Here is an 18071-nt window from a genome sequence, read left to right as displayed (position 1 = left end):
CAAATCCATGCAAGCTAAAGCATCAGCTAATATGGTCCGTCTTGCTCCTCGCAAAGCACGTCTCGTTGTAGACTTAATTCGCGGGAAACAAGTCGGCGAAGCGCTCTCTGTCCTTGCTCACACGAACAAGGCAGCATCGCCAGTCGTTGAAAAAGTATTAAAATCAGCGATTGCTAACGCAGAGCACAACTACGATATGAACATTGAGAACCTCGTTGTAACAGAAGCTTACGTAAACGAAGGTCCAACACTCAAACGCTTCCGCCCACGTGCGATGGGTCGCGCAAGCCGTATTAACAAACGCACAAGCCACATCCACATCGTGGTAACTGAGAAATAAGGAGGGATATGTAGTGGGTCAAAAGGTAAATCCGCACGGTCTTCGCGTTGGTGTTATCAAAGACTGGGATTCGCGTTGGTACGCTGAGAAAGACTACGCTGATCTCCTTCATGAAGACTTCGTTATTCGTGAATACATCGAAAACAAAATGAAGGATGCTAGTGTTTCTAAAGTTGAAATCGAACGCGCTGCAAACCGCGTGAACATTTCGCTTCACACTGCGAAGCCAGGTATGGTAATCGGTAAAGGTGGTTCTGAAATCGAATCACTCCGTAAACACATTACAAAAATCGCTGACGGAAAACGCGTTCACATCAACGTTGTTGAAGTGAAAAACGCTGACGCTGTTGCGAAGCTTGTAGCAGAAAACATTGCTCGTCAATTGGAAGGTCGCGTATCATTCCGTCGTGCAATGAAACAATCTATTCAACGTTCGATGCGTACTGGCATCAAAGGGATCAAAACAGAAGTTTCTGGTCGTCTTGGTGGCGCTGATATCGCTCGTTCAGAGAAGTACTCGGAAGGAACAGTTCCACTTCACACACTCCGTGCCGACATCGACTACGGAACAGCTGAAGCTGACACAACTTACGGTAAAATCGGCGTAAAAGTTTGGTTATACCACGGTGAAGTTCTTCCAACAAAAAACAACACAGCGAAAAACGCTGAATAATAAACACTCTTTCAGGAAGGAGGCAACACACTATGTTGTTACCTAAACGCGTGAAATATCGTCGTGTACACCGTGGTAAAATGCGCGGGAACGCTAAACGCGGCACAACTGTACACTTCGGTGAGTTCGGTCTCCAAGCTCTCGAAGCGAGCTGGATTACAAACCGTCAAATCGAATCAGCACGTATTGCAATGACACGTTATATGAAACGTGGTGGTAAAGTGTGGATCAAGATCTTCCCACACAAGCCGTACACTAAAAAGCCTCTCGAAGTCCGAATGGGTTCGGGTAAAGGTGCTCCAGAAGGCTGGGTAGCTGTAGTTAAGCCTGGCAAAGTAATGTTCGAAATCGCAGGTGTATCTGAGGAAGTGGCACGTGAGGCACTTCGTCTTGCATCGCACAAACTTCCAGTAAAATGTAAGTTCGTGAAACGTGAAGAAAATGGTGGTGATACGAATGAAAGCAACTGATCTCCGTCAATCAACAACTGAAGAGCTCAACGGTAAAGTGGGCGAGTGGAAAGAAGAACTCTTTAACCTTCGCTTCCAACTTGCTACAGGTCAGCTTGAGAATCCTGCTCGTATCCGTGAAGTACGCAAGTCGATTGCGCGTGCTAAAACGATTCTTCGTGAACGCGAACTCGGCATCAACAACGGCTAATTACATCGGATTCTTGAGAGGAGGTAACACTCATGGAACGCAACAACCGTAAAGTGTTCACTGGTCGCGTCGTGTCTGACAAAATGGACAAAACGATCGTCGTCGCAGTAGAAACAAAGGTTCGTCATAAACTTTATGGCAAACGTGTAAACTACACGAAGAAATATAAAGCACACGATGAGAACAACGTCGCTAAAGTGGGCGATATCGTTCGCATCGCGGAAACACGTCCTCTTTCAAAAGACAAACGTTTCCGTCTTGTAACAGTAGTAGAAGAATCAGTAATCATCTAATAACAGTTCGGATTTATTAAACATCCGGAGGGAGGTACACTCGCATGATTCAACAAGAATCTCGCTTGAAAGTAGCAGACAACTCTGGCGCGCGTGAACTGTTGACAATTAAAGTCCTCGGTGGTTCTGGTCGTAAGACTGCAAACATCGGTGACATCATCGTCGCAACGGTAAAACAAGCAACACCAGGTGGCGTTGTTAAAAAAGGTGACGTTGTCAGAGCAGTTGTCGTTCGTACAAAACGCGGCGCTCGTCGTAAAGATGGTTCGTACATCCGTTTCGATGAGAACGCAGCAGTCATTATCAAAGATGACAAGAGCCCACGCGGCACACGGATCTTCGGGCCAGTTGCACGTGAACTTCGTGAAAAAGAATTCATGAAGATCGTTTCGTTGGCACCGGAAGTACTTTAATTTCCAATTTCAATCCTATAAGGAGGTGCGCAAACGATGCATGTTAAAAAAGGCGATACAGTCCAGGTAATGTCTGGTAAAGATAAAGGCAAGCAAGGGGTTATCCTCAAAGCTATGCCAAGCAAAAACCGCGTAGTGGTTGAAGGCGTAAACGTGATGAAAAAACACGCGAAACCTTCACAAGCGAATCCACAAGGCGGGATCCTTGAGATCGAAGCACCAATTCACGTCTCGAACGTAATGCCACTCGACCCTAAAACTGGCAAACCAACTCGTGTTGGTTTCAAAGTAGTCGATGGTAAAAAAGTTCGTGTCGCGAAATCGGGCGAATCACTCGATAAATAAGAAGAACGTGACGAAAGGAGGTCCATTCGACTATGAACCGTTTGCAAGAGAAGTATAAAAGCGACATCGTGAAAGCGATGATGGATAAATTCAACTATGACTCGGTCATGCAAGTACCGAAAGTCGAAAAGATTGTCATCAACATGGGTGTAGGTGACGCTGTTTCGAACTCGAAAGCACTTGATATGGCAGTTGAAGAATTAACAATTCTTTCAGGTCAAAAACCACTCGTAACGAAAGCGAAGAAATCAATCGCTGGTTTCAAACTTCGTGAAGGTATGCCAATCGGTGCGAAGGTTACACTTCGTGGCGAGCGCATGTACGATTTCCTCGACAAATTGGTAACTGTTTCACTTCCACGTGTACGTGACTTCCGCGGTGTATCGAAGAAAGCATTCGACGGACGCGGTAACTACACGCTTGGCGTGAAAGAGCAACTTATTTTCCCTGAGATCGATTACGATAAAGTATCTAAAGTACGCGGTATGGACATCGTTGTTGTTACAACAGCAAACACAGACGAAGAAGCACGTGAATTGCTCACACTTCTCGGTATGCCATTCCAAAAATAATCTAGAGGGAGGTCGACAACATGGCTAAAAAGTCAATGGTGAATCGCGAACTTAAACGCGAGAAACTCGTTGCCCAGTACGCTGAAAAGCGTGCGAAGTTGAAAGCTGAAGGCGATTATATCGGACTCAGCAAATTGCCACGTAACTCGTCACCTGTACGCTTGCACAACCGTTGCAGCATCACAGGTCGTCCGCATGGTTACATGGGTAAATTCGGGATCAGCCGTATCAAGTTCCGTGATCTTGCATACAAAGGTCAAATCCCTGGTGTTAAAAAAGCAAGCTGGTAATCCACTAACAGTGTGAAAGGAGGTACATCGCATGGTAATGACAGACCCTATTGCAGATATGCTTACACGTATCCGTAACGCTAACATGGTTCGCCATGAAAAAATGGAGCTTCCAGCTTCGAACATTAAACGTGAGATCGCTGAAATCCTTAAGCGTGAAGGTTTCATTCGCGATGTTGAATATATCGAGGACGCTAAACAAGGTACACTTCGTCTTTTCCTTAAATATGGAGCAAGCAACGAACGTGTAATCACTGGTCTCAAACGTATTTCGAAACCAGGTCTTCGCGTATACGCAAAAGCTGATGAAGTACCTAAAGTACTCGGAGGACTCGGGATCGCAGTTCTTTCGACATCTAAAGGTCTTATGACTGATAAAGAAGCTCGCCAACAACAAGTCGGCGGCGAAGTGCTCGCCTACATCTGGTAAGTCACTTTTCTAACAAGAACGGAGGTGTAATCAATGTCACGTATTGGTAAAAAACCAGTTACGATTCCTGCTGGCGTTACTGTAACAGTTGCTAATGACAACACGGTCACAGTAAAAGGTGCTAAAGGTGAACTTTCGCTTTCAGCTAACCCGGCATTGGAAATCAAAGTTGAAGAGAACGAATTGACGGTTGTTCGTCCAGACGAATCGAAAGAAAGCCGTACAATTCACGGTACGACACGTGCCCTTATTGCCAACATGGTACAAGGTGTGTCGAACGGATTCCAAAAAACACTTGAGATCTCGGGGGTTGGTTACCGTGCTACGAAGCAAGGTAACAAACTCGTCCTCAACCTCGGCTACTCGCACCCAATCGAGTACGTTGCTGAGGAAGGTATCGAAATCGAAGTTCCTTCAAACACGCAAATCATCGTAAAAGGGATTAACAAAGAGCGCGTCGGTCACGTTGCTGCTCAAATCCGCTCGTACCGTGCTCCAGAACCTTACAAAGGTAAAGGTGTTCGTTACTCTGATGAACGTATTCGCCGTAAAGAAGGTAAGACTGGTAAGTAATTCGTCACGAAATGAACGGAAAGGAGTGGCATAAATGATCACAAAGGCAGATAAAAATGCAGTTCGTAAAAAACGTCATGCTCGCGTACGTCGTACGATCACGGGGACAGCAGCTCGTCCACGTTTGAACGTATTCCGTTCGAGCAAGCACATTTACGTTCAACTTATCGATGACGCGGCACAAACAACGCTTGTGTCTGCATCTTCGAAAGATAAAGCTCTCGATCTTACAAATGGCGGTAACGTTGAAGCAGCGAAAGCTGTTGGTAAACTTGCTGCAGAACGTGCACTCGAGAAAGGTATCGACACAGTTGTGTTCGACCGTGGTGGATACCTCTATCATGGCCGCGTCAAAGCTGTTGCAGAAGCAGCTCGTGAAGCAGGTCTTAAATTCTAATAAAAAGGAGGGGACACTCGATGCGCCAGTTAGACGTTAACATGGAACAACTTGAAGAACGCGTTGTTACCGTAAACCGCGTCGCGAAAGTCGTAAAAGGTGGCCGCCGCTTCCGTTTTGCTGCTCTCGTAGTCGTAGGTGACAAAAATGGTCACGTCGGTTTCGGTACAGGTAAGGCACAAGAGGTGCCAGAAGCGATTCGCAAGGCTATTGAAGCCGCTAAGAAAAACATGGTACAAGTACCTATGGTTGGTACAACAATTCCACACGAAATCACAGGAGTATTCGGAGCAGGTCGTGTATTCATGAAACCAGCTTCTGAAGGTACTGGGGTTATCGCTGGTGGTCCAGTTCGTGCGGTGCTCGAACTTGCAGGTGTAGGTGACATCCTTTCGAAATCGTTAGGTTCAAACACACCGATCAACATCGTCCGTGCGACGGTACAGGGCTTGACTGAGCTCAAAAAAGCAGAGGAAGTTGCTAAACTACGTGGTAAAAGCGTAGAAGAACTTCTTAACTAAGGGAGGGAACTAGACATGGCGAAACTCGCAATCACCCTCACACGCAGCACAATTGGTCGTCCGGAAGGTCAGCGTGTTACTGTACGTACACTCGGTCTTCGCAAAATGCATCAAACGGTCGTTGTCCCAGACAACGTCGCGATGCGCGGTATGATCAATAAAGTGTCGCACCTTGTGACTGTAAAAGAAATCAACGAATAATAAAGATTTTAATAAATAAGGAGGTGCCACTATGAAACTCCATGAATTGAAGCCAACTCCAGGTTCACGTCACGAACGTAACCGTGTCGGTCGCGGTATGGCGACTGGTAACGGTAAAACTTCTGGTCGTGGACACAAAGGTCAAAAAGCTCGTTCGGGCGGTGGCGTTCGTCCAGGATTTGAAGGTGGACAAAACCCACTTTACCGTCGTCTTCCAAAACGCGGTTTCAACAACCCAACTCGTAAAGAGTACGCGGTTGTTTCCCTAGACACGCTTAACCGTTTCGAAGCAGGTACTGAAGTTACTCCAGAACTCTTAATCGAGACTGGTGTTGTCAGCTCTGCTAAAGACGGAATCAAGGTCCTTGCTAACGGCAAGCTTGAAACTAAATTGACTGTAAAAGCCAACAAGTTCTCGGGTGCAGCGAAAGAAGCAATCGAAGCAGCTGGCGGTACAGTTGAGGTGATCTGATGTTTCAGACGATCTCCAATATGTGGCGCGTGAAAGATATTCGACAGCGTATTCTCTTCACACTCGCAATCATCATCATTTTCCGCATCGGGGCTCATATCCCGGTGCCGATGGTGAATACGGATGTGTTGCGTTTTGACTCAGGAGGTCTTCTTGACTTCTTGAACTTGTTTGGAGGAAATGCTTTACAGAACTTCTCCTTGTTCGCAATGGGGATCATGCCGTACATTACGGCATCGATCGTTGTGCAACTTTTACAAATGGACGTCGTTCCAAAGTTTGCCGAATGGGCTAAACAAGGAGAGGCGGGCCGTAAAAAGTTAGCGACGGTCACGCGCTATGGGACGATCATCTTAGGCTTTGTCCAAGCGACTTCACTGTCGTTTGGATTTAACCGCCTCTACCCAGGTCTCGTCAATGAGACGTGGGGAACGGCAACTTACTTTGTGATCGCGATTGTACTCACTGCGGGTACAGCGTTCTTGATGTTCCTTGGTGAAATGACAACGGAGAAAGGTGTTGGGAATGGTATTTCCATCATTATCTTCGCCGGTATCGTCGCCGGGTTCCCAAGAATCTTCACGCAGATTTATGAAACAAAACTCCAAAACGCTGGAGATGCATTGTTCATTAATATCGTTTACTTGGTTGTATTGGCACTTGTTATTTTGGCTGTGACGGTTGGGATCATTTATGTTCAACAAGCGGCACGCAAAATTCCAATCCAATATGCAAAACGCACGGCGAACCGTACCCCAGTGGGCGGTCAGTCAACGCACTTGCCAATCAAACTAAACGCAGCAGGTGTTATCCCGGTTATCTTCGCGATTTCCTTCATGGTAACACCACCAACTGTTGCAAGCTTCATTGCTTCGCCGGAGACAACGCAAAAATTACAGACGTACTTTGACACGACGGCGCCAATCGGAATGTCGATTTACGTTGCGTTAATCATTGCGTTTGCCTACTTCTATACATTTATTCAGGTCAACCCTGAGCAAATGGCAGAAAACCTGCAGAAGCAAGGTGGTTATATTCCTGGGATTCGTCCTGGGGCGCAAACAGAACAGTACATCACGAAGTTGCTGTATCGATTGACTTTCTTCGGAGCGATCTTCTTATCGCTCGTGGCGATCATGCCGACAATCTTCATTAAGCTTGCCGGTCTTCCAACTTCCGTTCAAATCGGAGGAACGAGCTTGTTGATCGTCATCGGGGTAGCCCTCGAAACGATGAAACAAATCGAAAGTCAACTTGTAAAACGACACTATAAAGGCTTTATCCGTTAAAGCGGAAGGAAGGGTTGACCCTTCCTTCCTGTCGTGTTTACAAGCCCTTCGTGAAAATCAAAACTGGAGGCTAACCGAGATGAATCTAGTACTCATGGGCTTACCGGGTGCTGGGAAAGGGACTCAAGCGGCTAAAATCGTAGAAGAGTACCAAATCCCTCACATTTCGACAGGCGACATGTTTCGTGCGGCAATCAAAGGCGGAACGCCACTCGGTAAAGAAGCCAAGTCATTCATGGATAAAGGTGAACTCGTACCGGACGAGGTAACAATCGGAATCGTACGTGAACGCCTTAGCCAAGATGACACAGAAAAAGGTTTCTTACTCGATGGATTCCCGCGTACTGTTGCTCAAGCAGAGGCACTCGAAAGTTTGCTTAAAGATTTGGGGAAACAGATTGACCACGTCGTCAACATCGATGTGGATGCGGAAATTCTCGTCCCACGCTTGACAGGTCGTTGGATCTGCCCAACGTGTGGTGCGACATATCACGTGATCTTCAACCCACCAAAAGTGGAAGGCATCTGTGATGTGGATGGGTCGGCTCTCATGCAACGTGAAGACGATAAAGAGGAAACGGTTCGCCGTCGCCTTGACGTCAACATCGAGCAATCGAAACCACTCATTGACTTTTACGCTGAAAAAGGGTATCTTCGTACATTGGATGGAGATCGTCCAATCGATGTCGTATATGCCGATGTCAAAGCATTACTCGGTGATACTGAATGATCATCACGAAGACGCCTCGTGAAATTGCGATTATGCGTGAGGCTGGGCAAATTGTTGCTCGAACGCACCAGGTGCTCAAACAGCACATTAAACCAGGAATCACGACGCTTGAGCTCGACCGGATTGCGGAAGATTACATTCGCAGCCAAGGTGCGACGCCATCGTTCAAAGGCTATAACGGTTTTACCGGTAGTGTTTGCGCTTCGGTGAACGAAGAGCTTGTTCATGGCATTCCAGGAAAACGGGTATTGAAAGATGGAGATATTATCTCAATCGACATCGGTGCCTACTTTAATGGATACCATGGAGATTCCGCTTGGACTTATCCAGTGGGAACAATCACAGAAGAGACACAGCGGCTACTTGACGTAACCGAAGAAAGTCTGTATAAAGGATTGGAGCACGCCAAGGCTGGAGGGCGATTGACAGATATTTCGCATGCGATTCAAGCATATGTTGAATCACATGACTTTTCTGTCGTCCGCGAATACGTCGGTCATGGTGTTGGACAAAATTTGCACGAAGAACCGCAAATTCCACACTATGGTCCACCGGGGAAAGGGCCGCGCCTGAAGACTGGGATGACGTTAGCCATTGAACCAATGGTTAATGCTGGTCAACGCTATGTTCGAACACTGGCTGATAACTGGACAGTTGTCACCGTGGACGGTAGCATGTGCGCCCACTTTGAGCACACCATCGCCATCACAGACGATGGATACGAGATTTTAACGAAACTCGATTCCGGTGAATGAGGCTCTATTGTTTCATACTGATCCGTTCTGGATCCTTCTCTCACAGTAGATGGCAATAGATCGTCTGTGCTCCTAAAGATTTTCATATAGAAAGGGGAATAAATGATGGCGAAACAAGATGTCATTGAAGTGGAAGGCACTGTTGTCGAACCACTTCCGAACGCAATGTTTAAAGTGGAGTTAGAAAACGGCCACACGGTGCTCGCGCACGTCTCAGGGAAAATTCGGATGCACTACATTCGGATCCTTCCAGGTGACCGCGTAACTGTTGAGTTGTCTCCATACGACTTGACTCGCGGGCGGATTACGTACCGTTATAAGTAACTCCGATTTTTCCAGGAGGAGGGTATACTCATGAAAGTAAGACCGTCGGTAAAACCGATTTGCGAAAAATGTAAAGTTATTCGCCGTAAGGGTAAAGTAATGGTAATTTGCGAAAACCCGAAACACAAACAAAAACAAGGTTAATTTCAGAGGAGGTGCACACATGGCACGTATTGCTGGTGTAGATATTCCACGCGAAAAACGTATCGTTATTTCGCTCACATACATCTATGGTATTGGTAAAACAAAAGCACAAGAAATTTTGAAGGCTGCTAACGTATCTGAAGAGACACGCACACGCGACCTTACTGAAGATGAACTCAACCGTATCCGTGAAGCAATTGACGGAATCAAAGTTGAAGGTGACCTTCGTCGTGAAGTTTCACTTAACATCAAACGTTTGATCGAGATCGGCGCATACCGCGGTATCCGTCATCGCCGTAGTCTCCCTGTTCGCGGTCAAAACACGAAGAACAACTCGCGTACTCGTAAAGGCCCACGCCGTACAGTAGCGAACAAGAAGAAGTAAAGGAGGGAATTGAACAATGGCGAAACGTAAGCAAAACGTACGTTCTAAACGTAAAGTTAAAAAACATGTTGAAGTCGGTGTGGTACACATCCGTTCTACATTCAACAACACAATTATCACAATCACTGATACGCAAGGTAACGCGATCTCATGGGCTACTTCTGGTAACCTTGGATTTAAAGGATCACGTAAATCGACTCCGTTCGCAGCGCAAATGGCTGCTGAAACTGCAGCGAAAGTTGCAATGGACAACGGTATGCGTACAGTAGAAGTTAACGTTAAAGGTCCTGGTGCTGGACGTGAAGCGGCTATCCGTGCGCTCCAAGCTACTGGTCTCGAAGTTACTGCAATCCGTGACGTAACTCCAGTTCCGCACAACGGTTGCCGCCCTCCGAAACGTCGCCGCGTATAATCGCTTGAGCGTGTGAGGGGTTTACCTAGCACGACAGCTTATACTTTAGCAGCTCAAACTGCACGGCAGGATATACTCAAGGAGGGGTTCAGATGATCGAGATTGAAAAACCAAAGATCGAAACGGTCGAAATCAGCGAGGATGCTACGTTTGGTAAATTCGTAGTAGAACCGCTTGAACGTGGATATGGCACTACTCTCGGTAACTCACTACGTCGAATTCTATTGTCATCGCTCCCAGGTGCAGCGGTAACAGCGGTTCAAATCGATGGCGTGCTTCACGAGTTCTCTACGATTGACGGTGTTGTCGAAGACGTCACTCAAATCGTACTCAACCTCAAGAAGTTGGCACTCAAAGTGTACTCGGAAGAAGAGAAAACGCTTGAGATTAACGTTTCAAGTGCCGGTGCTGTCACTGCGGCAGACATTACCCATGATAGCGACGTTGAAATCTTGAATCCTGAGCTCCACATCGCGACTCTCGCTGACAATGCGACGCTTCGCATGCGTTTGACTGCTCGCCGTGGTCGTGGTTACGTCCAGGCAGAAGATAACAAACGTGATGATATGCCGATTGGGGTCATTCCAATCGATTCGATCTATACACCGATTCAACGCGTGAACTACGAAGTAGATAAAACACGTGTAGGTCAAGACGCTAGCTTCGATAAGCTTTTGTTAGACGTGTGGACAGATGGTTCAATTCGTCCGGAAGAAGCTGTATCATTAGGGGCTAAAATTTTGACTGAACACTTGAACATCTTCGTTGGTTTGACAGATGAGGCTCTCAACGCAGAAATTATGGTCGAGAAAGAAGAAGACCAAAAAGAAAAAGTACTCGAAATGACGATTGAAGAACTCGATCTCTCAGTTCGTTCGTACAACTGCTTGAAGCGCGCTGGCATCAACACTGTTCAAGAACTCGCAAACAAATCAGAGGAAGAGATGATGAAAGTTCGTAACCTCGGACGTAAATCACTCGAAGAAGTTCAACACAAGTTGGACGAACTCGGTTTGGGCTTGCGTAAAGAAGACTAAGTTCAACCGAAGGAGGGAAATGTAATGGCTTATTCGAAACTTGGCCGTACAAGCTCGCAACGCAAGGCGCTTTTGCGTGATCTTGCAACTGACCTAATCATCAACGAGCGCATTCAAACAACTGAACAAAAAGCGAAAGAACTTCGCCCAGTCGTTGAAAAATTGATCACTCTTGGGAAACGTGGCGATCTTCATGCCCGTCGTCAAGTAGCTTCATTCGTTCGCAAGGAGAACGCTGGAGAAAAAGACGCAATCCAAAAATTGTTCGAAGACGTGGCACCACGCTACGCTGAACGTCAAGGTGGATACACGCGCATCATGAAAGTCGGCCCACGCCGCGGTGATGGTGCAGAAGTTGTAATCATCGAACTCGTCTAATTCATTAGGCAGTCAACAGGGCATGCGGTGACGTATTGCCCTGTTTCCACATCAGAAAGGAGTCGACCCATGGAATCACAAATTATGGTACGGGATGTCGTATTTCATTACCCTGGACAGTCTGAGCCGGCGCTTAACGGCCTATCGCTCGATGTATATAAAGGGGAATGGCTTGCGATTGTCGGCCATAATGGTTCTGGCAAGTCGACACTGACGAAGTTGTGGAACGGACTTCTCATTCCTGAACAGGGGGAAGTTCGCGTCGAGACACTCGATCCGTCGAACGCCGCAGACGTGTGGGACGTTCGAACGCGAATCGGGGTCGTCTTTCAAAATCCCGACAATCAATTTGTCGGGGCGACCGTGCGCGATGATGTGGCATTTTCTCTCGAAAACATGGGACTTCCACGTCAAGAAATGGTTCGTCGAATTGATGACAGTCTAGCGCGCGTTGGATTATCGGAACTAGCGGACCGTGAACCGCATCAGTTATCCGGTGGACAAAAGCAGCGCGTTGCGATAGCTGCGGCTCTCGCAATGCGCCCGCGTGTCCTCGTGCTCGATGAAGCGACCTCCATGCTCGACCCGATTGGGCGACAAGAGGTATTACAAACGGTACGACAGCTCGTCTCGGAAGGGATGACCGTTGTCGCCATTACACACGAGCTCGACGAAGTGTTGTTTGCTGACCGTATCATTGCATTGTCGAAAGGCAAGATTGCGATGACCGGCACACCTGAAGACGTGTTTCAACATCCAGATACGCTTCGTGACATTCAACTAGATGTCCCGTTTATCGTTCGGATGCAACTCGAACTGAAGGCACGTGGCATTCCACTCGATCGTCTGATGCTACAACATTCGGAGTTGGTGAACCATCTATGCCGATACGCATTGAAGAAGTAACATATCAATACCAAATGAATACTCCGTTTGAACGAACCGCGCTGCGCGATGTGAATGTAACCATTCCGTCGGGAGCGCTTGTTGCGTTTCTTGGGCATACTGGCTCAGGGAAATCGACACTCGTTCAACATATGAACGGCTTATTGCGCCCGACTGACGGACGTGTGGTGGTCGATGATATCATTGTCACCCCGATTCGGACGCGCCGTGACAAGAAACAGAATCTTTTGCCGCTTCGGCGTCGCGTTGGGCTCGTCTTTCAATATCCAGAGCACCAATTGTTTGAAGAGACGGTCGAACGCGACGTCATGTTCGGTCCGCGCAACTTTGGCGCGACAGATGCCGAAGCGAAAGAGCGAGCCCACGAGGCCCTTCGTCTCGTCGGCTTGGATGAAACGTTATGGGACCGTTCGCCGTTTGATCTTTCAGGAGGGCAGATGCGCCGTGTCGCGATTGCAGGTGTTTTAGCGAGCCGGCCTGATGTGCTCATTGTCGATGAACCGACAGCGGGTCTCGACCCAATTGGGAGACGAGACATGCTCGCCTTATTCAAACGTTTACGAGAAGAGTTGAACCTTACGTTGATCCTTGTCTCGCATGACATGGATGATGTACTCGCCTATGCGGAGCGCGTCATCGTGATGGAGCGTGGTCAGGTGGCGTTTGATGGGGACCCGTTTGAATTGTTCCAAGACGAGGTACTGGTGCGACGTCTCCAGCTCGACATCCCGCACGTCTTACGATTCGCTCGTGACATGGCACCGGTTCTTGGAGAAACGTCCATCCCGCTCGTACGAACCGAGAGCGAGCTGGCGGATTGGGTGGCGGAACGGCTGAAAGGGGGAGCGACATGATTATCGGTCAATATATACCCGGACATTCGTGGCTTCATTCCCTTGATGCGCGTGCCAAGACGCTCTTCATTTTAGGATTCATCCCAGTTGTTTTTTTAGCTGACAACTTATGGACGAATTTATTTTTACTCGCGTTCACGTTGTTTGCGGTCAAACTGTCACAGTTATCGTGGCGCTATTTATGGAACGGTCTTCGCATGATCTTATTTTTGATCGTCTTCACGTTGATCTTACAACTGTTATTCAATCGAGACGGGACACTTCTATTCGAATTAGGACCGATTGCGATTTATTCGGAAGGAATTCGAATGGGGCTGATTGTCTCGCTTCGCTTCTTTTATCTCGTCATGTTGACGACACTCGTGACGTTAACGACGACACCGATGGAATTGACCGATTCGATTGAAGCGGGGCTACGACCATTCGAACGGATTCGTGTGCCGGCCCATGAGATTGCGTTGATGCTCTCCATCTCACTTCGTTTCCTACCGACGCTTGCGGACGAGACGGACCGGATCATGAAAGCCCAGCAGGCGCGTGGGGTCGATTTGATGAGTGGACCTTGGAAATCCCGCCTAAAAGGGGTCATCCCGCTCTTGATTCCATTGTTCATCTCCGCGTTTAAGCGTGCTGAGGACCTCGCTACGGCTATGGAAGCCCGTGGTTACCGAGGAGGAGAAGGGCGGACGAGGTTGCGTGAAATGGAATGGCAAATGCGTGACACAGCCGTATTACTCATCTTTATCGCGTTGACGCTCATTTTGTTTGGATTGAGAGGGATTGGATGAGACGAATTAAACTGATTGTCGCCTATGATGGGACACATTATGCGGGATATCAAGTGCAGCCGAATGGCAATACCATTCAAGCGGAGATTGAATCTGTCTTGGCACGTATGCATCGATATCCGGTAAAAATCGTCGCCTCAGGTCGTACAGACGCTCGCGTCCATGCGTTAGGACAGGTGATTCACTTTGACACGTCGTTAGAGATGCCCGCTGAGCGCTTCGTCAAAGCGTTAAACGCCATGCTACCAGACGATATCCTCGTTAAACAGGCGGAAGAAATAGACGATACGTTCCACGCACGTTACGGTGCGAAGCGAAAAGAGTATCGCTATTATATCCGTCAGACCGAGGATCCGTTTCGTCGGCACTATGCTGCGACCGTGACGTATAAGCTGAGCCTTGAGGCGATGCGTCAAGCGATGGAGCGGTTGATTGGGACCCACGACTTTACGTCGTTCTCTGTGACAAAGGCAGAAGTCGAAGATCGGGTCCGTACTATCTATGAAGCAGAAGTGCTCGAAATGGGAGACGAGATCATATTCCGTTTCGTTGGATCAGGTTTTCTATACAACCAAGTCCGCATCATGGTAGGGACGGTCATCGAGGTAGGGAGAGGCAAGTATCAGCCCGCAGAGATCACACAAATGCTAGAGGCGAAGGACCGCCGCGTAGCGGGGATTACCGCCCCCCCACACGGTTTGTATTTGTGGAATGTGAATTATGAAAAAGTAGATTGACATTCCCCTTATAAAATCGTATTATATTCATTGGCATTTCATTTTCAAATTTAGAGATGAACCACAATCTTAGCCCCGTAAACTAGGATTATGATAAAGCATCAAAAAATTAAGTGAACAGACATTTCTAGGAGGTATTCCACATGCGCACAACATTCATGGCTAAAGCATCTGAAGTAGAACGCAAATGGCTCCTTATCGACGCAGAAGGCAAAACACTTGGTCGTTTGACTAGTGAAGTAGCTTCACTTCTTCGCGGTAAGCACAAGCCGACTTTCACACCACACGTTGATTGCGGAGACCACGTCATCATCATCAACGCTGAGAAAATCAAATTGACTGGTAACAAATTGAATGACAAGATCTACTACCGTCATTCAGGTCATCCAGGCGGTTTGAAATCACAAACTGCAAAAGAGCTTCTCGCAAAACGTCCAGAGCGTATGCTTGAACTCGCGATCAAAGGGATGCTTCCAAAAGGATCACTCGGTCGTCAACAATTCAACAAACTCCACGTTTACGCTGGAGCTGAACACAAGCACGAAGCACAAAAACCAGAAGTTTACGAACTTCGCGGTTAATCGAGACACAGGGAGGAACTAAACGATGGCAGATGTACGTTACTACGGAACAGGCCGCCGCAAACACTCGGTGGCTCGCGTTCACCTCGTTGCAGGTGACGGTAAAGTTGTTGTAAATGGCCGCGATATCTCAGAATACTTCGGTCATGAGACTTTGATCATGATGGCTAAATCACCACTCGTATTGACTGAAACAGAAGGTAAATACGATGTAATCGTTAACGTTAACGGTGGTGGATACACTGGACAAGCTGGAGCAATTCGCCACGGCGTATCACGTGCGCTTCTTCAAGCGGACCCAGAATTCCGTCCAAGCCTCAAAGAAAAAGGCTTCTTAACTCGTGACGCTCGTATGAAAGAACGTAAAAAATACGGTCTTAAAGCAGCACGTCGCGCACCACAATTCTCGAAGCGTTAATCTTCGCGATGTGGTTCGAACTCTCCATCCTTTCGGGTGGAGAGTTTTTTGTTTGAAATAGTCGATTCCGAACCCGTCAAGAAAACGCTTTTTTTGATATACTGATATCGAAACAGTTAGAAGGGGGAAGCAATATGCTTACAGTAGAGCAAGTACGCGAGGAATTGGCGGGGCTTGTTGATCCGACGATCAACCGAACGCTTGGAGATACAGCAGGGGTAAAAGACATCCGAATCAAAGAAGACTATGTCAGTGTAAAAGTGGCACTCGGTCAAACTGGGAGCGGGGAACAGCTTCAGTTACAACAAGAAATCGTCACGTTGCTCAAGGGGAAAGGCTTTAAGACGGTCGGGCTTCGCTTTGAGGCATTGAATGATGAAAGTTTGAAAGAGGCGACGAAACCGGCAATCCTCCGTGAAAACTCAGGGACGACGTTTATCGCCATCGCTTCTGGTAAGGGTGGCGTAGGAAAATCGACAGTATCCGTCAACTTGGCTGTCGCGCTTGCGCGAGCGGGCAAAAAGGTCGGTTTGATCGATGCGGATATTTACGGCTTCAGTGTTCCAGATATGCTTGGTATTGAGGAACGACCGGTTGTTCGCGGCGAGAAGATCATTCCAGTCGAGCGTTTTGGCGTAAAAGTCATCTCAATGGGATTCTTCGTTGAAGACAATGCGCCGGTCATCTGGCGTGGACCGATGCTCGGGAAGATGTTAAATAACTTCTTCAATGACGTCGAGTGGGGCGATCTTGACTATCTCTTGCTCGACTTACCGCCGGGAACGGGGGATGTCGCGCTCGATATCCATTCGATGCTCCCATCATGTCAGGAATTGATTGTCACGACACCTCATGCGACAGCAGCATTCGTTGCGGCTCGTGCCGGAGCGATGGCAATCAAAACGAACCACAAACTATTAGGTATTATTGAAAACATGGCTTATTTCGAAAGTAAGCTAACTGGTGAAAAAGAATACGTATTCGGTTACGGTGGTGGAGAAAAGCTGTCAGAAGCATTGAAGAGTAAGCTACTTGCTCAAATCCCGCTCGGCCAACCGTACGACAATGAAGAGGACTTCGCACCTTCTGTCTATCGGGATGGACATCCGTTCGAGCATACGTATGATGAGTTGGCGCAAGCAGTCATTAAACAAATAGAAGGGTGAATCGGTGAGAGATGAAAGTACAAGGTTTTTTACGTTTGTTTTGGACAACGCTCGTATTCGGGACGTTGTTCGGGTTCCTGATGAATTTATTGGCGAACCCGGGTTATTTGGTCAGTCAGTCCTGGGAGGCAATTGTCACGGCGCTTAGTTACTCGAGTACATGGACGGGGATCAGCATGATGGGCTTCTTTGCCTATTTGATTATTCATCGGGTCGGACTCGATTTATTTAGAGGGCCACGTCTATGGAATCGCGTTCAAGTGTTACTAATCGCATTTGCGATTTTTGATGCCGTCTACTTACGGATGCTCGCATTCGGTAATGATCACATGTGGCGTTATATCGGTGAGATGCTTGTGTTACTCATTGTCGCTTGGGTCGTTGCTGCGAGTAAGGCGAAACAAACAAATAGGAGTGCTTTCATCCCGACACTTTTCTTAATGACTGTCATTACGTTAATTGAATGGATTCCAGCTCTGCAAACAACGGACGAGATTCCATTGCTCTGGCCGGCACTAGCCACATTGGTGTTTGCGAACGCTTATCAGGTATTAATGCTTCATCGCTTTCAACAGACAGGACAAGCGGTTCAAGTCGCTTCACCCGAAGTTAGAAAGAAAAAAACGAAGAAACAGATGTCGTCTAAATCATCGTAAAAAGTAAATGGTTGTGTGGATAATCCGAAGTGTTTTGGGTGATCCGCCAACCATTTTTTATTCATTTCAACAAAACAAAGAAAAATTAAAGTTTTTTTAGAAAAATAGTTGACGGTTTTTTAGGATGCTGATATATTAATAAACGTCGCTGATGTTGTTCACGAAACAAACTTCAGGAAGCGAAAAAAATAATAAAAAGTGGTTGACTTTAATAACTCAAATCGCTATTATTAAAAAGTCGCTAACACGACAACGATTGGTCTTTGAAAACTGAACGATGAGGCAAAAATAAGTTTTACAATTTTTGAATGAAGCGCAAGCTTCGTCAATT

Annotated in this window: 32 protein-coding genes; all 32 read left to right on the top strand. The window is 47.2% G+C overall.

Translation table 11 applies throughout. The features are described 5' to 3' along the window. Window positions 1–7 precede the first annotated feature (7 nt). The 32 genes from rplV to ACFO4U_RS13525 all read left to right on the top strand — a co-directional run bounded on the left by rplV (window position 8) and on the right by ACFO4U_RS13525 (window position 17740). Window positions 8–340, top strand: coding sequence for a 50S ribosomal protein L22 (rplV, locus tag ACFO4U_RS13680; RefSeq protein WP_012727672.1), 333 nt, complete (start codon window positions 8–10; stop codon window positions 338–340). 13 nt (window positions 341–353) lie between these two features. Further along, complete coding sequence (rpsC, locus tag ACFO4U_RS13675) at window positions 354–1013, top strand: 30S ribosomal protein S3 (RefSeq protein ID WP_012727671.1); 660 nt, start codon at window positions 354–356, stop codon at window positions 1011–1013. A 32-nt stretch (window positions 1014–1045) separates the two neighbouring features. Beyond that, window positions 1046–1483 (top strand): 50S ribosomal protein L16, encoded by a 438-nt coding sequence (gene rplP, locus ACFO4U_RS13670; protein WP_012727670.1) that lies wholly within the window; start codon window positions 1046–1048, stop codon window positions 1481–1483. Continuing rightward, window positions 1470–1673, top strand: a complete 204-nt coding sequence (gene rpmC / locus ACFO4U_RS13665) for a 50S ribosomal protein L29 (protein ID WP_012727669.1) — start codon at window positions 1470–1472, stop codon at window positions 1671–1673. Before rplP ends, rpmC begins: the two co-directional genes overlap by 14 nt. A 32-nt stretch (window positions 1674–1705) precedes the next feature. Beyond that, complete coding sequence (rpsQ, locus tag ACFO4U_RS13660) at window positions 1706–1966, top strand: 30S ribosomal protein S17 (protein WP_012727668.1); 261 nt, start codon at window positions 1706–1708, stop codon at window positions 1964–1966. A gap of 44 nt (window positions 1967–2010) precedes the next feature. Beyond that, a complete protein-coding gene (gene rplN / locus ACFO4U_RS13655; RefSeq protein WP_012727667.1) occupies window positions 2011–2379 on the top strand; it encodes a 50S ribosomal protein L14 in 369 nt (122 codons plus the stop codon). Window positions 2380–2415: 36 nt separating this feature from the next. Further along, a complete protein-coding gene (rplX, locus tag ACFO4U_RS13650; protein WP_012727666.1) occupies window positions 2416–2724 on the top strand; it encodes a 50S ribosomal protein L24 in 309 nt (102 codons plus the stop codon). 32 nt (window positions 2725–2756) lie between these two features. Then, window positions 2757–3296, top strand: a complete 540-nt coding sequence (rplE, locus tag ACFO4U_RS13645) for a 50S ribosomal protein L5 (protein WP_074035359.1) — start codon at window positions 2757–2759, stop codon at window positions 3294–3296. Window positions 3297–3316: 20 nt separating this feature from the next. Beyond that, entirely contained in the window at window positions 3317–3586 is a 270-nt protein-coding gene (gene rpsN, locus ACFO4U_RS13640) for a 30S ribosomal protein S14 (protein WP_012727664.1), read from the top strand. A 31-nt stretch (window positions 3587–3617) separates the two neighbouring features. Beyond that, the gene (gene rpsH / locus ACFO4U_RS13635) at window positions 3618–4016 is read left to right on the top strand and encodes a 30S ribosomal protein S8 (RefSeq protein WP_026824842.1); all 399 of its coding nucleotides are present in this window, start codon (window positions 3618–3620) and stop codon (window positions 4014–4016) included. A gap of 33 nt (window positions 4017–4049) precedes the next feature. Then, window positions 4050–4589: a 50S ribosomal protein L6 gene (gene rplF / locus ACFO4U_RS13630; protein WP_012727662.1), complete on the top strand. Its 540-nt coding sequence runs from the start codon at window positions 4050–4052 to the stop codon at window positions 4587–4589. Window positions 4590–4623: 34 nt separating this feature from the next. After that, window positions 4624–4986 carry a 50S ribosomal protein L18 gene (gene rplR, locus ACFO4U_RS13625; RefSeq protein WP_012727661.1) on the top strand — a complete coding sequence of 121 codons (363 nt, stop codon included), beginning with the start codon at window positions 4624–4626 and terminating at the stop codon, window positions 4984–4986. Window positions 4987–5006: 20 nt separating this feature from the next. After that, entirely contained in the window at window positions 5007–5507 is a 501-nt protein-coding gene (gene rpsE, locus ACFO4U_RS13620; protein ID WP_012727660.1) for a 30S ribosomal protein S5, read from the top strand. Window positions 5508–5522: 15 nt separating this feature from the next. Further along, on the top strand, window positions 5523–5708 hold the full coding sequence (gene rpmD, locus ACFO4U_RS13615; protein WP_012727659.1) for a 50S ribosomal protein L30: 186 nt from the start codon (window positions 5523–5525) through the stop codon (window positions 5706–5708). Window positions 5709–5739: 31 nt separating this feature from the next. Continuing rightward, window positions 5740–6180: a 50S ribosomal protein L15 gene (rplO, locus tag ACFO4U_RS13610; RefSeq protein WP_012727658.1), complete on the top strand. Its 441-nt coding sequence runs from the start codon at window positions 5740–5742 to the stop codon at window positions 6178–6180. Next, entirely contained in the window at window positions 6180–7469 is a 1290-nt protein-coding gene (gene secY, locus ACFO4U_RS13605; protein ID WP_012727657.1) for a preprotein translocase subunit SecY, read from the top strand. Before rplO ends, secY begins: the two co-directional genes overlap by 1 nt. Window positions 7470–7548: 79 nt before the next feature. After that, a complete protein-coding gene (locus ACFO4U_RS13600) occupies window positions 7549–8199 on the top strand; it encodes an adenylate kinase (RefSeq protein ID WP_012727656.1) in 651 nt (216 codons plus the stop codon). After that, window positions 8196–8954: a type I methionyl aminopeptidase gene (map, locus tag ACFO4U_RS13595; RefSeq protein WP_214738330.1), complete on the top strand. Its 759-nt coding sequence runs from the start codon at window positions 8196–8198 to the stop codon at window positions 8952–8954. Before ACFO4U_RS13600 ends, map begins: the two co-directional genes overlap by 4 nt. A gap of 105 nt (window positions 8955–9059) precedes the next feature. After that, entirely contained in the window at window positions 9060–9278 is a 219-nt protein-coding gene (gene infA, locus ACFO4U_RS13590; protein ID WP_021066622.1) for a translation initiation factor IF-1, read from the top strand. A 30-nt stretch (window positions 9279–9308) separates the two neighbouring features. Next, complete coding sequence (gene rpmJ / locus ACFO4U_RS13585) at window positions 9309–9422, top strand: 50S ribosomal protein L36 (RefSeq protein ID WP_003156543.1); 114 nt, start codon at window positions 9309–9311, stop codon at window positions 9420–9422. A 19-nt stretch (window positions 9423–9441) separates the two neighbouring features. After that, the gene (gene rpsM, locus ACFO4U_RS13580) at window positions 9442–9807 is read left to right on the top strand and encodes a 30S ribosomal protein S13 (RefSeq protein ID WP_012727653.1); all 366 of its coding nucleotides are present in this window, start codon (window positions 9442–9444) and stop codon (window positions 9805–9807) included. A gap of 16 nt (window positions 9808–9823) precedes the next feature. Beyond that, window positions 9824–10219 carry a 30S ribosomal protein S11 gene (gene rpsK / locus ACFO4U_RS13575; protein WP_012727652.1) on the top strand — a complete coding sequence of 132 codons (396 nt, stop codon included), beginning with the start codon at window positions 9824–9826 and terminating at the stop codon, window positions 10217–10219. Window positions 10220–10311: 92 nt separating this feature from the next. Continuing rightward, a complete protein-coding gene (locus ACFO4U_RS13570) occupies window positions 10312–11256 on the top strand; it encodes a DNA-directed RNA polymerase subunit alpha (protein WP_012727651.1) in 945 nt (314 codons plus the stop codon). A gap of 24 nt (window positions 11257–11280) precedes the next feature. After that, a complete protein-coding gene (gene rplQ / locus ACFO4U_RS13565; protein ID WP_012727650.1) occupies window positions 11281–11634 on the top strand; it encodes a 50S ribosomal protein L17 in 354 nt (117 codons plus the stop codon). 69 nt (window positions 11635–11703) lie between these two features. After that, window positions 11704–12540 carry an energy-coupling factor transporter ATPase gene (locus ACFO4U_RS13560; RefSeq protein ID WP_031421869.1) on the top strand — a complete coding sequence of 279 codons (837 nt, stop codon included), beginning with the start codon at window positions 11704–11706 and terminating at the stop codon, window positions 12538–12540. Continuing rightward, the gene (locus tag ACFO4U_RS13555) at window positions 12516–13394 is read left to right on the top strand and encodes an energy-coupling factor transporter ATPase (RefSeq protein ID WP_078147865.1); all 879 of its coding nucleotides are present in this window, start codon (window positions 12516–12518) and stop codon (window positions 13392–13394) included. The genes ACFO4U_RS13560 and ACFO4U_RS13555 overlap by 25 nt, the downstream gene beginning before the upstream one ends. After that, the gene (locus ACFO4U_RS13550; protein WP_074035364.1) at window positions 13391–14182 is read left to right on the top strand and encodes an energy-coupling factor transporter transmembrane component T family protein; all 792 of its coding nucleotides are present in this window, start codon (window positions 13391–13393) and stop codon (window positions 14180–14182) included. The genes ACFO4U_RS13555 and ACFO4U_RS13550 overlap by 4 nt, the downstream gene beginning before the upstream one ends. Continuing rightward, the gene (truA, locus tag ACFO4U_RS13545) at window positions 14179–14919 is read left to right on the top strand and encodes a tRNA pseudouridine(38-40) synthase TruA (RefSeq protein WP_215244434.1); all 741 of its coding nucleotides are present in this window, start codon (window positions 14179–14181) and stop codon (window positions 14917–14919) included. Before ACFO4U_RS13550 ends, truA begins: the two co-directional genes overlap by 4 nt. Before the next feature lie 143 nt (window positions 14920–15062). Continuing rightward, window positions 15063–15500, top strand: a complete 438-nt coding sequence (gene rplM / locus ACFO4U_RS13540) for a 50S ribosomal protein L13 (protein ID WP_012727645.1) — start codon at window positions 15063–15065, stop codon at window positions 15498–15500. A 25-nt stretch (window positions 15501–15525) separates the two neighbouring features. After that, window positions 15526–15918 (top strand): 30S ribosomal protein S9, encoded by a 393-nt coding sequence (rpsI, locus tag ACFO4U_RS13535; protein ID WP_012727644.1) that lies wholly within the window; start codon window positions 15526–15528, stop codon window positions 15916–15918. Window positions 15919–16052: 134 nt separating this feature from the next. Further along, window positions 16053–17084: a P-loop NTPase gene (locus ACFO4U_RS13530; RefSeq protein WP_026824853.1), complete on the top strand. Its 1032-nt coding sequence runs from the start codon at window positions 16053–16055 to the stop codon at window positions 17082–17084. An 11-nt stretch (window positions 17085–17095) separates the two neighbouring features. Further along, on the top strand, window positions 17096–17740 hold the full coding sequence (locus ACFO4U_RS13525) for a KinB-signaling pathway activation protein (RefSeq protein ID WP_074035368.1): 645 nt from the start codon (window positions 17096–17098) through the stop codon (window positions 17738–17740). Window positions 17741–18071 lie beyond the last annotated feature (331 nt).

Source organism: Exiguobacterium profundum (genome assembly GCF_042652865.1).
Classification (GTDB): Bacteria; Bacillota; Bacilli; order Exiguobacteriales; family Exiguobacteriaceae; genus Exiguobacterium; species Exiguobacterium profundum.
Note: the sequence above shows the minus strand (reverse complement) of the source record. Positions and strands in the feature narration are given on the sequence as shown.